This is a genomic window from Microcoleus sp. T3_D1, assembly GCF_036700405.1.
Lineage (GTDB): Bacteria > Cyanobacteriota > Cyanobacteriia > Cyanobacteriales > Microcoleaceae > Microcoleus.
Window position 1 is genome coordinate 20,548 of the sequence record NZ_JAUBOV010000023.1, and the last position, 12,691, is coordinate 33,238.

Here is a 12,691-nt window from a genome sequence, read left to right on the forward strand (position 1 = left end):
CTCTTTTTTATTTAGTTTCCATCCAATTTTGCCCAGCGTGGATGTCAACTATCAGGGGTACGGTAAGTGGCAGAGCATTTTCCATCGCAGTTCTAATTTTCGGCTGCAATTCTTCCCATTCATGGGGAGGGACTTCAAAGATTAATTCATCGTGAACTTGCAGCAGCAGCCGCGCCTGATAGTTTTGCAAAATTTTGTGTACCTCAATCATGGCAAGTTTAATGATATCAGCACTGGAACCTTGAATGGGAGCGTTGGCTGCCGCCCGCAAAGATTGGGCGTCATCTCTGCTGAGAGATTTAAGTCGATCGGAGTGAATGTCTTGGGGATTGCGGCCTTTTAAGTCGCGGAGGCTTTCGCTCTCGAAGTTTAAGTAACGGCGGCGGCCGAGTATTGTGGTAACGTATCCGAGGGCGATCGCCTCTTTTTTTACTTTCTCCAAATATTCAAAAACTTTACTGTAACGCTCGTTAAATCGCTTAATAAACTCTTTGCCGTCTGCTGAAGTTTTGCCCATCGATCGCCCAAACTTGATCGCCCCCATACCGTAAACTACCCCAAAATTAATCGTTTTGCCAAACCTGCGCTCGTCGGGAGTTATTTCTTCCTTTTCAAACAACAGTTGAGCCGTCACGGTATGCACATCTCTGTTATTTTGATAAGCTTCAATTAACACAGGTTCTTGACTCAAATGAGCCAAAATTCGCAGTTCAATTTGAGAATAGTCAGCCGACACCATCAGCCAACCTGCTTCCGGCAAAAAAGCCTTGCGAATTTGCCGCGAAAACTCGGTGCGGATGGGAATATTTTGTAAATTGGGATTGGAAGAAGAAAGCCTTCCCGTACCAGTTGCAGCTTGGTTGAAATCTGTATGCACTCGCCCGGTATCCGCACGCACTAACTGCGGCAAAGCATCGACATAAGTTGATTTCAACTTGGATAATGTTCGGTGTTCTAATAAATCGTCTACAATCGGGTGGTCTCCTTGCAATTTATCCAAAACAGCCGCGTCTGTAGAGTATCCCGTCTTAGTTTTGCGAGACTTTTTCTGAAACTCATCGGGGATTTTTTCTAACAAGATTTCGCTGAGTTGTTTTGGGGAACCTAAATTAAACTTTCTCCCCGCTGCTTGATAAGTTTTTTCTTCTATTTCTTTTAAGCTCTTTTCTAGCTGTTGCGATAGTTCTTGCAGATATGCTGAATCAATGCGAATTCCGCAATATTCCATTTCTGCTAAAACTGGTTCTAGGGGCTGTTCTACTTCCAGCAATAACCCCTCCAAAGTTTTTCCGGGAAAGCTAGATTTATCAGCTTCCTTTAATTCTGCTCTAAGTTTATTTACTAACCCAAATGTGGTGTGAACATCCATGCCGCAGTAGTCGGCTACCGCCGGAATACTGATGTCAGCAATTGTTTTGTTTTTCGGTACTAATTCATTGTAACTTTTGGCGACAATGCCTAAGTATTTCTTGGACAATTCGCTGAGACTGTGGCTGGTTTCGGGATTAAGTACGTAACTGGCTAGCATGGTGTCGAAGATGACTCCTGCTAGTTTAATTCCTTGACAACGCAGGATCGATCGATCAAACTTAGCATTTTGCAGCGCCTTGGGATAATTCTCGCTTTCCAAAATCGGACGCAAAGCCTTTAAAACTGTGGCTTTGTCCAAGTTTTTGCCCGTTTTATGTCCGGTGGGAATGTAAGCGAGATCCTCTTCGGCGGTTCCCCAACAGCAGCCAATTCCGACTAATTCGGCGTCTCGCGGTTCGATGGCAGTAGTTTCGGTATCCCACGCCACGGGTGAGGCTTTGTCGGTGAAGGTTTGTAGCAGTTCGACTAATTCGTTTAACTCTTCGGTTGTTTGAATTATTCGGGGTTTAATTGGTAATTTGTTTTCCTGCTGGGCGGCTAGGGTTTCTGCCAAACTGTAAAATGTGTCACTTTCATCTTCTGAAATTTCAGAAGTTTGAGGTGACTTATCTATTGTGGGGAGTAGGGGTTGGGCATCTTGCCCGCCCTTTGCAACAGGCAAGATGCCTGTTCCACTGTCGGCAACAGGCAAGATGCCTGTTCCACTGTCGGCAACAGGCAAGATGCCTGTTCCACTGTCGGCAACAGGCATCTTGCCTGTTCCACTGTCTGTTGAATTGATTGTGGGGAGTAGGGGTTGGGCATCTTGCCCGCCCTTTGCAACAGGCAAGATGCCTGTTCCACTGTCTGTCAATGGTTCTTCTACACCACCAAAACGCTTTTGAATTTGCTTTACTTTGCTTAAAAATGTTTTAAATTCCAACTTTTCCAGCATGGGAATTAAGGCTGATTCGTCAAAACCTATAAGCTGGCAATCTTCTAAGTTGATTTCTAATGGCACGTCTTGGACAATTGTCGCCATGCGTTGAGAATGGTAAGCAGCTTCTTTGCCTTCTTCTAGCTTTTTCTTAGTTGCTCCTTTAATCTCATCGATGGCAGCATAAATTCCATCCAGGGAATTGTAAGCTTCCAGCAATTGCAGGGCGGTTTTGTCGCCGATGCCTTTGACTCCGGGGATGTTGTCGGATTTGTCGCCGCAGAGGGATTTGTAATCTATTACTTGTTCGGGCAAAATACCGAGTTTGGCTTTGACTTCTTCTGGGCCGTATTCTTGGGATTTGCCTTTGCCCGATCGCCTGAGTTCATCGGTACTCAAATATAATACGCTGATTTGTTTGTCGGTTTCTACTAATTGAAACAAATCTCGATCGCCCGTGAGGATTTTGACCTGATAACCCGCCGCGCTGGCTTTGTTTGCCAAAGTTCCCAAAACATCGTCCGCCTCGTAGCCCGGAGCAGTTATTGCAGGTAAATTCAAATAGGTGAGCAATTCTTGCAGGTTTTTGATATCCGGCTTAAAATCTTCGGGTGTTTCGGCTCGACCGGCTTTGTAGGTGTCGTCTGCTTCGTGGCGAAATGTGGGTGTGGCGAGGTCAAAGGCGATCGCCATGTACTGGGGATCGTGGGCGGCCATAACTTCCAGCAGCGACTTGAGAAAGCCAAAACAGACGCTGGTGGGAATGCCTGTTGTCGTTCGCAAGCCTCCGTCTCGACTTTTGGCAAAGGCGAAGTAGGAGCGAAAGGCCAGAGAGTGGCCGTCAACTAAGATGAAGATGGGAGCTTGATTTGCCGACACAGACACAAATACCGATCGCACGAAAGGATTTTCTCATTGTACTCAGTTGTCCGCCTGCATTGATCGACCCTAGGGATGGCCCGCAGACTTGAGGACGCTGGACACTCGATCGGATCTCGGCTTAGTGTGCAGCTTGGCTGAGAATAGTACAAGATGGTGAAATACCTAACACTAACCTTGCGGTGAGCGTGTAGGCTTCGTGTCTCATTTGCCGTTGCTCTGTTGGGGATATCCATTGCTGAATATTCGTCACTCAAGACGATCCAAGTCTTACACAGCATAAGAAGGCTTTGCAGCCTTTATCCCGACCTAGGGAACCCACGCAGAAACCCTGTTTCCCAAGGCAAAAAACTCTTCCGTATGACAAACTTGGATTGTATTTCAAATTAGGACGTATCCCAATAACCAGCGGTCTGTCTTTTCCCCCTTTCTCTCGCAGTTATCCTTGGTAAGCATACTACTGCTACTGTGACCTGTTGTTTGCAGCCGAGTGGGTGGGTCGCAACCACTTATATCTTACCATCTTTTTGTGAGAAAGCAGGAAATTTTTGATTATTTCATAGACCTTGCGAAAGCTTATATCCCAACGCCCAATTGAGTACAATTACAGCGTGGGACTTACGCCAATTGAGTTAAGTACGATTCCCTACGGGATAGCCTCGCTTCACGCGAATTTACCAACACCTGCCCGAAGCCTATGGCTGACATTAATCGATGCTACGAAATCCTCGAAATTGAGCCAGGAAGTTCCCTAGAAGAAATTAAGCGCGCTTACAGGGATTTAGCGTTTGTGTGGCATCCCGATCGGTTTGCCCACAACGATCGCCTGCAACAAAAAGCTCAACAACGATTAACAGAAATTAATGAAGCTTACCAGGAGTTGGTGTTGTTTCTGAGTCAGCCTGAATCAAAGTCGATCGAACAACAGTTTCAGCAGCCACCGCCCCCTGCGCCGGAAAAGCCGCTGAGAAGGCGTTCTGCAAAATCAGCCCCCAAGCCTGGTTCCCAGCGCCGTCAAACCCGCCCAAAAGCCGCCTCCAAAAAATTTCTAACTCAAAAAAACTCTTCAAGCAAGAAACGATTTACCACTCACAATAGCCCAGCGTGGCGGGGCACAAAGCAACCAGGGCGAATCGTTGCGAGGAAAGCAGGGCCATCTCAAAACTATCGAAAGCTTACTTCGAGAAGGAAAACAGAATTTTCAACTCAATACTCAAAACCACGAATCCCGCCGAGGGAAGTGCGGCCATCTCAACACTATTCAAGCTTCCCCTGGTGGCCGCTGGCAATCGCTGTGGCGAGTTACGCTTTGACCGGTTGGATTTTGACGAAATCAGCGGCCCCGCTGTGGATGTGGGCTTTAATCTGCGGTGCAGATTGGCTGTGGGCTGCGATTTTGCTGGCGGAGGGTTCGGCAATGCCTAGAGTGTGGCTGGCGGCGTTAGTTTTGGCTGGGGCGGTGGGGGGGTCGATCGCTGGTTTTCAGGCGGGAGGAATGGTCACTGGGGCTGCTTGGGCAGCAGTTGGGGCTGGTTTGGGGGCGATCGCCAGTTCTGAGGCCCAGTATCGGGCTGTGGCTGTTGTGTTGGCTGTAGGGGGAGTGGTGGCAGTGGTGGGATTGATGGCGGGAACGGTTTCTGGGAATTGGGTTAAGGCGTTGGTGACGGCCGTGTGTTGGGCGCTTGTCGGCTTGATGTGCGGGCTGGCGACGGAAGTAGGCGTCAATTCTGGCGGCCCCGTCGGGCTCCGAGGTGCGATCGGGCTGGGGATTGGGGCGTGGGCGGGGGTTTTTGCTGGGGCGGGTTCGGGGGATCTCGTCCAAGCTTTGGCTGTCGCCGGGTCTAAGACTGTTTATGGGGCTTGGGCTGCGATCGGCATTATTGCTGGAGTTGTGGCGCGGATGGTAGCTGCAGAAAGGTTGATCCACACCGGCAGCGGGCTTTATACGTTTATCCTGTTGGTGGCTACTTCCGGTTTTGGGCTGTGGCTGGGAAGTTGGTTGGGCGATCGTATCTTTTGAATAAGTCATCAGTCATCAGTCATTAGTCATCAGTCATTAGTCATCAGTCATCAGTCATCAGTCATTAGTCAACAGTCATCAGTCATCAGTCAACAGTCATCAGTCAACAGTCATCAGTCAACAGTCAACAGTCAACAATCATGAGGATTCCAACCGGAATCGATCTAAATCCCAGCACTTATCGCTTTTCAGCAGCGCTTCAAACTCCGCCCTTGGCAAAGCTGGGCTGAAAAGATGGCCTTGAATTTCGTCACATTCGTACTCGCACAAAAAATCCAGTTCTTGCTCATTTTCTACCCCCTCAGCCACCACCGTCATGTTCATGCAGTGTGCCATTTGAATAATCGCTATTGTTATCGCTGCATTTTGGCGATCGTCTGCAATGTTGCGAATAAAACTCTTGTCTATTTTAATCGCATCAAACGGAAAGCGTTTCGGATAACTCAAAGAAGAATATCCCGTCCCAAAATCATCAATTGCTATCCTAATCCCCTGATCTTTCCACACCCTAAAAGCTTTAGCGGCTGCAATTTCGTCTTGCAAAACAAGACTTTCCGTCAGTTCTAATTCCAAACACTTGGGATCGAGATCGGTTTCTGTTAATATCTCCCTGACTCTTTCCGTGAAATTTTTGCGCTCGAATTGACGGGCTGACACGTTAACGGCCACTCGCAGGGGCGGCAAACCTGCTCTTTGCCATGTTTTAGTTTGCCGGCAAGCAGTCTCTAATACCCATTCACCCAAGGGTGCAATCAAGCCCATTTCTTCAGCCATTGGAATAAATTCTCCAGGCGAAACTCGCCCCCGTTCTGGATGATTCCAGCGGACTAAAGCTTCAGCACCAATAATTTTACCTGTTTTAATGGCTATTTGCGGCTGATAGTATATTTCAAATTCTGAGCTTTTTAAAGCATGGCGCAAGCAAGTTTCTTGAAGAAGTGTATTAATAAATAAACTAGCATTTTGGGGCGTATAAAAATGATAAGTATTGCCGCCTTTCTGCTGAGATTGATACATTGCTATATAAGCATTTTTCAGCATTTCATCTCCGTCAGTGCCGTCTCCGGGATACAAGCAGATCCCCATACTAGCAGTGACATAGACTTCGCAATCTTTGACAATCATAGCTTGGGATACAGTATCTAAAATGTTTTGAGCAATCTTAGCCACATCCTGTTTTTCTGCCACGGGTTTGAGAATCAGCGCGAATTCGGCTGCTTCCAAACGAGCAACAATATTAATATTTTCCATGCAGTTAGTTAGCCGCTGGGCGATGCTGCAAAGCACCGAGTCGCCGATATCGTGTCCCCAGGTACTGTTAATGCGGTTGATTTTATCTAAGCTAAGCGTGACAACTGGAACGACTCCTGACAATTCTTTTTGACCATCTAATTCTCGACTTAACTTTTCTCGCAAAAATGAACGATTCGGCAGGTTTGTCAAGCTGTCATACTGATGTCGGTAGAGTGCCAGTTGAATAGTTGTGTGCAAATTTTTTTCTTCAAATGGCTTGACAATATATCCGAACGGTTTTGTACTATTGACTCGTCGCAAAGTAGTTTCATCGGCATAAGCTGTCAGATAAACTACCGGAATTTGAAAGCGCAAGCGAATTTCTTCGGCGGCTGTAATGCCGTCGATTTCTCCTTGCAGATTAACATCCATTAAAACTAAATCCGGGCGCAATTTTGCTGCCGATTCTATCGCTTCTTCTCCCGAATAGACCATCCCAGTTATTCTATATCCTAGAGATATCAAACTGTCGGAAATGTCTTCCGCAATGATGCTCTCGTCTTCAACTATCAGAATTTTTTTGTTTGACACTAATTTTTCTCCTCAGAGTGCAATTTGGGTTGACAAAAGGTTATTCTAAAAGTCGTGCCAGCAGTTTCTAACAGTTCTATTCCCCCCCGGATTTGCTTGACTAAAGACCCGACAAGTCGCAAACCCAAGGTTCGGGCTGTGCGATAATCTAAGTCTTGAGGAAAACCAATTCCGCTGTCGCTCACGGTTAGCACGCAAACTCTGTTATTATCTAAAGTGAAATCTATGTTAATTTTACCTTTAACTTGTCCTTTAAAGGCATATTTTAGGGCATTTGTCACAAGCTCGTTGATAATTAACCCGCAGGGAACGGCCGTATCAATATTGAGAGAACACGGCGCAATATTTGTTTGCAAGTTGACGCCTTCTGCATGATTTTCATAAGCTTGGAATAAATTGTGGGCGAGATTTTGGATGTATTCAGCAAAGTCAATGTTTGACAAGTCTTTGGATTGATACAATTGTTCGTGAACCAGGGCCATCGATCTGACTCGGTTTTGACTTTCTTTTAACATTTCACTAACGTGGCTGTCTTGGATGTAGCGTGACTGAAGTTTGAGCAAACTGGAAATAACTTGGAGGTTGTTTTTGACGCGGTGGTGAATTTCTTTGAGGAGAACTTCTTTTTCTGCGAGGGATGCTTTGATGCCATCTTCGTCGCGCTTGCGATCTGTAATATCCCGCACTACTGCTTGAATTACTTTTCGTCCGTTAATTTCCATTGCATTTAACAGCACTTCAGCGGGAAATTCTGAACCGTCGAGTCGTTTTTGTACCCAGTCAAAGCGACAGCTACCTGTTTGCATTGCTGTGGATATTCTCTGTATTGCTAGACTGGATGAGTCTTGTCCGCTAGGCTGAAATTGTGGGGAAAAGTCGCTCAGTTTCTTGCCGTAAAATTCTTTGGTGTTGCTACAGCCAAATATTTTTAAGGTAGCGGGGTTGCAGTCAAAAAATTCCTTTTCGTCAAGCAACATTACTGCGTCGCTGGTGGCTTCATAAAGGCTGCGAAATTTGTGTTCTGATTCTTGCAGCGAGCAGATCAATTGGTTTTTGAGAGCTTCTGCACGCTTGCGGTCGGTAATGTCTATTCCTACAGAAACGGCTGCGGTTCCCTGATGATATTTCTGAGCTACTATCAAATAGTTGCGGACGAAACCGTTAATTTCTATTTCTATTTCTTGGCAGGTTTGCTGAGATGAACTGTTAAAAAAAATTCGGATCAGTTCTCCGAAAGTCGAGCCTTTGTCGAGAAAGTTGATTTCTTGACCGACAAAGCTTTCAGGAGACAGGTTGAATGAGGTTGCTAAGTGCTGGTTGACTCCAATATACCGCAAATCGGAACTGATCCAAGAAATCAGTCCGGGTACGGCATCCAAGACGGCGCGAAGTTGGTCTGTAGCTTCTTGGAGTGCTTGTTCCGATCGCAAGCGATCGCTAATATCTGTCGCCGTTCCGCACAACCCTAAAATAGCGCCGTTTTCAGCTTGGTTGACGATGCTGTTGACGCGCAGGTGGACGGGAGTACCGTCTTTGCGAATGTGTACTGTTTCGTAAGGAGAATTAGCGGTTTGCGGCTGAATTTTGGTTTTTGCTAAAAGTTGGGCAAATATTTCTCTTGGTCTATTTTCTTGATCGGGAACTAAAAAATCGGTGAAGCGCCGTCCGATCATTTCTGGCGGTTCGTAACCGTAGATGCGTTTGGCGGCGGAATTGACAAAAGTCAAGAGGCCTTCAATATCGATCGACCAAATCAATTCTTGGGAGGTTTCTACGAGGTTGCGGTACTTTTTTTCGCTTTCGGCAAGTGCTGCATTGAAGACTGCCGTCTGCTGCTGCAGTCTGTCTTCTAATTCTTGATTTGCCGTTTCCAGAGTGGCAATGGACTGCTCGCGCTCGGTAATTTCAGTAGAAACACCAACTGCGCCGACAACTTCGCCGTTTCCATCTCGCAGGGCTGCCGATCGAATTTCGTGAATAAAATGCCCCTGTCGGGCATTCCAAGTGCGATCGTTTCCTGCTAGTACCTCAGCAATATTTTCTAAGATATCTGGCTGGCTGCTGTAAACTTCAAAAATCGACAGCCCGACAGTTGCACCGGGTTTGAGTCCCAAATTTTCTAATCCTTTCCCTGCTGCAAGAGTTAACTTGCCTTCTCTGTCTGTTGCCCACAGGAAAACGGGGGCACAACTGACGGCGGCCTGAAGGGTTTCGTTGGCTTGTTTGAGCCGATCGATTTCTGCGTGAAGCAGATCCTGGGTGGTGTTTAATTCTACCCTTAGTCGATCGGCTTTTTGCTGCCAACTGGCAGCAGTAGCGCACATTTCTGCGAGATTGCGGGAACGACAGATGGATTGGTTGCAGTGTGACATGGTTACTCTAGGGCGCACTGTATATTTAACCCCAGCCTATCTTTTAAGCATAAACTTTTTAAGTCCAATATTACAATTAGCAGGAATACTCCTCCGACCAAGATGCGATATATTAAAGCTACTTTAAAGCATTCAGAAATTGAGGCTCGCTCAGGCTTTCCGGCCACAGTTCACAAATTGATAATAAGCTGAATAATGCCTGCCAGTCGGTATTTTTACGGTCACTATTTGTAGTAATGCAAAAAGAAGTTCCGCAATCCTCGGCTTGCACAAGAACTGGGATTGTAAATTTATTATATTTGTTTGCGTAGATTCACGCACCGAGGAATCGGGAATCGGGAAAATTGAAATATAGGCAGCGCCTGAATGGTTAGGAGGTACTTAATTTGTGAAAATCATGAGGTCGATTCCCTCTTCTTTCTGCCTTCTGCCTTCTGCCTTCTGCCTTCTGCCTTCTGCCTTCTGCCCTATTCCCTATTCCCTATTCCCTATTTCTTCCATCCGCTACATCTTGTACAGTGCTCGTTGCCGAACTTCCTTCAATTAACTCCCCAAATTTTGACAGTTTTGTCTAAGCTGCCACTGATAATAGTTTCACCATCGCTGCTAAAAGTAAGACAAGTAACAGAGTTTTGATGTCCGCTGAGAGTGTGAATATTTTCGCCCGTACTGGCATTCCAAAATTTGATATTACCATCCGCACTAGCACTGACAACAGTGCGTCCGTCTGGACTAAATGCGATCGCATTTATCGAGTTAAAATGCCCTGCCAAAGTGATTGAACTATCTGGATTCGATAGCTGCCGCAGTTGAATATTTCTGTCCCAGCCGCCAGTAGCCAAAGTCTGCCCGTCTGGGCTGAAAGCCAGACAATTCGAGTAACCCTTAATTGTTTGGAAGCATTCTCTGCTGCGGAGGTTCCACAGTTTAATTGTACCGTCAGAACTGCTGCTAGCGAGAGTTTGTGCGATCGGGCTAAAAGCAAGACTAACAATTCCTGCTTTATGAGATCCCCAAGTTAAAAGACTGCCAAAAGTACAGATTAACTTTCCCGTCTCTAAATTCCAAATTTTGATAGTAGTATCTGCCGAACCTGTGGCGATAACTTGACTGTCGGGACTGATGACAATTGCGCTAATTTCCCCTTCATGTCCGAGGGAAGTATGCCGCAATTCTCCTCCCTGCCAAATTTCGATCGCACGGTGTTTCGGAGTATTTCTGCTTCTCACAAAAAGTTCGCTTTCTTGGCAAAGGACAAAAGTTTCTTGAGCGCGGGGATACTTGTCAACAGTATAGAGTATTTCTCCTGTCTCTACATCGCAAATTCTAATTATTTTCCCGTGCAAACTCGCCGTGCGATCACCTCCGGGACTAAGCGCCAGATTTGTGCCAGTTTTGACAGTGCGGATGCAGTCAAAAAGCTTGTAAGGCACGAATTCTTTTAAAGCTTGGCGCACTAGAGGTTCTGTCCTCGATCGCAAAATTAAATAAGCAACTCGCTGCACTTCTGGTGCGGGGTCAAGCAGCGCCTCAATTGCTAAATTCAAACCAGCGCCTCCGTATTTAGGAGCGTCTTTAACAGCGGCCATCCGAGCCTCGATACTAGGACTGTTGAAGCGCTGCTTGACTCCGGCGATGCCTCCCAAAACAGCGCCGGCGATCGGGATTTGACTTTGGCCGCCGAGGACGGCATCATATTCTCTGGGTTGGTTAGAATTGTCGGGCATCATACGATTTTAGATTTTAGATTTTAGATTTTAGATTGAAGAATTGGAGGATTGAAAAAAGGGAACTCACGCACGGATAAATCGGGGCAATTGTTATCGGATACTATGTTTTTAATTTCTGCACAGATGAATCCGGGGGCTTGTAACCGGGCTGCTTTCGGGGGCGCTAAAACCGGGTTTAATATCACAAGTTCTAACTTCTTGACTGTTGCTGTTTATGCTATTATAATCAAATTAGCGTTTCACACAAAAATCCGAAAGTGATATGTCACACTTCACAACGATCAAGGTTCAGATCAAGAACGGCGAACTGCTACATCAAGTGTTGGAAGAGTTGGGTTATCAAGTAGAGTCCAATGTGCAGGTACGGGGTTATCGGGGTGACAAAACTAATGCGGAGTACGTGATTCGGCAATCCAACGGTTACGATTTGGGTTTTCGCCGCAGCGGAGAGGATTACGAATTGGTGGCGGATTTTTGGGGCGCTCGAATTAATCAGCAGGAATTTGTCAATTTAATTAGTCAACAATACGCGCGCAAAAGTTTGATGGCGGCGGTGCAGTCAGAGGGTTTTCATGTTGAAGAAGAGGAAACTTTGGCAGATGGAACGCTGAGAGTTGTAGTGGGTAGATGGGTTTAAGACTCGCTCTGGATTAACTCGTTTTTAGGTATCAAGAGGAATCACCATGTGGCGATCGGCGATCGTACTAATCATCCTGGCGCTTGTAGTTGGCATTGTTGGCGCGATCGCCCTTGGAACATACCGCTGGCATCTCGGTACCACGGAACTGCGAGCCAATCTGGAAGCTGCGCGATCGCCGATTAAACCTCTCACATTTGATGCGCGGGAAATCGCCGATTTACCCCAGCCAGTGCAGCGCTACTTTCGCGCGGTGCTCAAGGATGGACAACCGCTAATTGCAGCAGCGCGGGTTTCCCACGAAGGCACATTTAACATGAGCGAAACCGCAGAAAAATGGAGCGCCTTCACCTCAACTCAACTCGTAATTACTCAGCGCCCTGGCTTTGACTGGGAGGGGCGAATTGCCATGATCCCCGGTATCAATGCGTTTGTTCATGATGCCTACATTTCTGGCGAAGGCATCCTCCATGCAGCGCTGCTGGGCCTAGTGACTCTGGCGGATATCCGCGGCACTCCAGAAGCTGCCCAAGGGGAACTGATGCGCTTTTTCGCGGAGGCGGCTTGGTATCCGACGAGACTGCTTCCGAGTCAGGGTGTTCGCTGGGAGGCTCTTGACAATTCTTCGGCCAGAGCAACGCTACAGGATGGCGACACCGCTGTTTCCCTGGATTTCCGCTTTGATGAAGCAGGGCTAATCGCCAGTATCCGCGCCGAGGCCCGCGCCCGTACAGTTAACGGGGGGCTGGTGTTTGCGCCCTGGCAGGGCCGTTTCTGGGACTACGAATTGCGAGACGGTATGCGGATTCCGCTCTGCGGTGAGGTGGCGTGGCAACTGCCTGATGGCTCGCTATTTCCCTACTGGCGCGGCCGCATCACGAATATTGCCTATGAGTTTGCACGATGATTCTAGTTTGTGTTGTCGGTTGCGTCTGAGATTTT

Annotated in this window: 7 protein-coding genes; 3 read left to right on the plus strand and 4 right to left on the minus strand. The window is 47.0% G+C overall.

What is annotated here, in order from left to right; translation table 11 throughout:
- Positions 1-7 precede the first annotated feature (7 nt).
- Complete coding sequence (gene polA / locus QT992_RS12840) at positions 8-3,187, minus strand: DNA polymerase I (protein ID WP_333340455.1); 3,180 nt, start codon at positions 3,185-3,187, stop codon at positions 8-10.
- Between the two features lie 676 nt (positions 3,188-3,863).
- Here polA and QT992_RS12845 point away from each other — a divergent pair.
- Positions 3,864-5,186 (plus strand): J domain-containing protein, encoded by a 1,323-nt coding sequence (locus tag QT992_RS12845; RefSeq protein ID WP_333340452.1) that lies wholly within the window; start codon positions 3,864-3,866, stop codon positions 5,184-5,186.
- 138 nt (positions 5,187-5,324) lie between these two features.
- Here the strand turns inward: QT992_RS12845 and QT992_RS12850 are convergent, their stop codons facing one another.
- The 3 genes from QT992_RS12850 to QT992_RS12860 form a co-directional block, all read right to left on the minus strand.
- On the minus strand, positions 5,325-7,010 hold the full coding sequence (locus QT992_RS12850; protein ID WP_333377062.1) for an EAL domain-containing protein: 1,686 nt from the start codon (positions 7,008-7,010) through the stop codon (positions 5,325-5,327).
- Entirely contained in the window at positions 7,010-9,382 is a 2,373-nt protein-coding gene (locus QT992_RS12855) for a PAS domain S-box protein (RefSeq protein ID WP_333377064.1), read from the minus strand. Before QT992_RS12855 ends, QT992_RS12850 begins: the two co-directional genes overlap by 1 nt.
- 539 nt (positions 9,383-9,921) lie before the next feature.
- Positions 9,922-11,112: a WD40 repeat domain-containing protein gene (locus tag QT992_RS12860; RefSeq protein WP_333377066.1), complete on the minus strand. Its 1,191-nt coding sequence runs from the start codon at positions 11,110-11,112 to the stop codon at positions 9,922-9,924.
- 262 nt (positions 11,113-11,374) lie between these two features.
- Here QT992_RS12860 and QT992_RS12865 point away from each other — a divergent pair, with 262 nt between their 5' ends.
- Complete coding sequence (locus tag QT992_RS12865; protein WP_333317579.1) at positions 11,375-11,749, plus strand: DUF1257 domain-containing protein; 375 nt, start codon at positions 11,375-11,377, stop codon at positions 11,747-11,749.
- Positions 11,750-11,795: 46 nt separating this feature from the next.
- The gene (locus QT992_RS12870; RefSeq protein ID WP_333317577.1) at positions 11,796-12,656 is read left to right on the plus strand and encodes a DUF6920 family protein; all 861 of its coding nucleotides are present in this window, start codon (positions 11,796-11,798) and stop codon (positions 12,654-12,656) included.
- Positions 12,657-12,691 lie beyond the last annotated feature (35 nt).